Below are 2653 nucleotides of genomic sequence, written 5' to 3'. Positions count from 1 at the left end.
CAAACTCCAGGTCAATTAATAATGAAAAGATTTTTAAGAAATAAATTAGCTATTTTAGGAGTATGTATTATTTTAATAATTTCCCTTTTTTCATTTGTAGGACCATTCTTATCACCATATGGAGAGTATGAAATATTTTATATAAATCAAACTACTGGTGAAGAAATTAGAATGCATGAAACAGATAAGATTAAGGAAAAAAATATAGGTGTTAATGTTAAGGCACCTATGTCAGCAACACATCCATTAGGTACAGATGCTGATGGACGTGATGTATTAACTAGACTTATGTATGGTGGAAGAATATCACTTATATTCAGTGTTGTTGTAACAATTATAGAATTATTATTAGGTGTAACTCTTGGAGGATTTGCAGGATATTATGGTGGGAAAATAGATATGTTAATTATGAGATTAGTAGATATATTCTATTGTATACCATTTTTCCCATTAATGTTAGTTACGGCATCATTAATGTCTGCCTTCGGTGTTAAGCCTCAAATGAAAATTTATTATCTAATGTTAATAATGGGGGTATTTAACTGGTCAGGTGTTGCTAGAATGGTTAGGGGACAGATACTTTCAATTCGTGAAATGGATTATATGCAAGCAGCAGAAGCTTGTGGACTTAGTGTACCACGTAAAATATTTAAGCATCTAATTCCAAATGTAACACCAGTAATTATTGTAATGGCTACTATGGATCTTGGTGGATTTATATTAACAGAATCTGCATTAAGTTTCTTAGGAGTGGGACTTGCATTCCCATATGCATCATTAGGTAATATGGTTAATGCTGTTAATAGCTCTATAATAATGAAGAATTATTTAAATATTTGGTTACCACCAGGAATATTAATTTTATTTATAGTTATGGCATTTAACTTTATTGGTGATGGTCTGCGTGATGCATTTGATCCAAAGATGAAAAGGTAGGTGAGTTTAAATGGAAATGACTAAAAAGGAATTTAAAAAACAACAAAAAGCTAAAATGAAAGAAATTAAAAAGTTTAATGCTAAAATGTATAAAAAGTATAATAAGGAAAAGAAATTAAAGAATGTTCCTGAATCCTATTATACAACTACTATGAGCAATGAAGATAATATATTAGAATTCCATAATTTACAGACTCACTTTTTTACTGATACAGGAACTGTAAAAGCGGTTGATGGAGTGTCTTTTAATATTCCTAAGAGTTCAACAGTTGGTGTTGTTGGAGAATCTGGATGTGGTAAATCTGTAACAAGTTTATCAATAATGAGATTATTACAAGGTCCACAAGGCCAAATTGTAGGTGGAGAAATAAGATTTAATAATAAAAATACTGGTAAGGCTATAGATATTACAAGGCTTCCAATGAGTGAAATGCAAAAGATTCGTGGTAATGAAATTTCAATGATATTCCAAGAGCCAATGACAAGTTTAAATCCTGTATTTACTATAGGCGCTCAATTGGCAGAGCCAATAGAACTACACAATCCTAAGATGAAAAAGAAAGAGGTAGAAGTAAAAGTAATAGAGTTATTAAAATTAGTAGGAATAGCTGATGCTGAAGGAGTAATTAATAGATATCCACATGAATTAAGTGGTGGAATGAAACAAAGAATAGTAATTGCAATGGCATTATGTTGTGATCCGCAGCTTATTGTGGCAGATGAACCTACTACTGCTCTTGATGTTACAATTCAAGCTCAGGTTTTAGAGTTACTTCATGATTTAAAACATAAAATCAATGCATCTATAATGCTAATTACACATGACCTTGGCGTTGTTGCAAGTATGTGTGACTATGTTGTAGTGATGTATGCTGGCAGAGTTATTGAAAAGGGAACAGTACATGAAATATTTAAAGATCCTAAGCATCCTTATACAGTTGGTTTAATTAAATCATTACCAAGTCTTAATGCTGGTAATGAGAAGTTATACTCTATTCCAGGTAATGTTCCAAATCCAATTAATATGCCAAATCATTGTTACTTTAAAAATCGTTGCGATAAATGTTTTGATACATGTTTTGGTGATTATCCTTCTATTAAGAAAATAACAGAAACACATGAAGTAAGTTGTCATCTTTATGAGTAAGGCAGAAAGGTAGGTAAAACATGAGTAACGAAAATATTTTAGAAGTTAGAAACTTAAAAAAGCATTTTCCTATAAAGGCAGGAGTATTTCAGCATGTTGTTGGACATGTTAAATCAGTAGATGGTGTATCTTTTGAAATAAAAAAGGGACAAACATTTGGATTAGTTGGTGAATCAGGATGTGGTAAGACTACAACAGGAAGAACTATATTAAGATTAACAGAACCTACTGAGGGTGAAGCTATATTAAATGGAAAAGATATTTTTAAAATGTCTAAAAAGGAACTTCAAAAAATTAGACCAGAGGTTCAAATTATTTTCCAAGATCCATATTCATCATTAGATCCACGTATGCCAGTTGGTGAAATCATAGGTGAAGCAGTAAGAGCTCATAATATAGTTCCTAAAGAACAATACAGAGATTATATAATGCAAATAATGAAAGATTGTGGTTTAAGACCTTATCATATAGATCGTTACCCACATGAATTTTCGAGACTGTAGATAATTTTGTGTAATATAGTTTCTTATAAATCAAATATTACTGGAAATTTTGATTTCCAGTAATATT

The 2653-nt window shown here is 30.8% G+C and carries 3 protein-coding genes; all 3 read left to right on the top strand.

Annotated elements, in window-relative coordinates; translation table 11 throughout:
* Positions 1–936, top strand: a 936-nt coding sequence (locus tag Q0G30_RS14095; protein ID WP_294391342.1) for an ABC transporter permease, incomplete at its 5' end; no start/stop codon positions are given.
* A gap of 151 nt (positions 937–1087) precedes the next feature.
* A complete protein-coding gene (locus tag Q0G30_RS14090) occupies positions 1088–2083 on the top strand; it encodes an ABC transporter ATP-binding protein (RefSeq protein WP_366014131.1) in 996 nt (331 codons plus the stop codon).
* 20 nt (positions 2084–2103) lie between these two features.
* Positions 2104–2586, top strand: a complete 483-nt coding sequence (locus Q0G30_RS14085) for an ATP-binding cassette domain-containing protein (RefSeq protein WP_366014129.1) — start codon at positions 2104–2106, stop codon at positions 2584–2586.
* The last annotated feature ends 67 nt before the right edge of the window (positions 2587–2653 follow it).

The sequence above is a fragment of the uncultured Clostridium sp. genome (genome assembly GCF_934754925.1).
Lineage (GTDB): Bacteria > Bacillota > Clostridia > Clostridiales > Clostridiaceae > Clostridium.
Note: the sequence above shows the minus strand (reverse complement) of the source record. Positions and strands in the feature narration are given on the sequence as shown.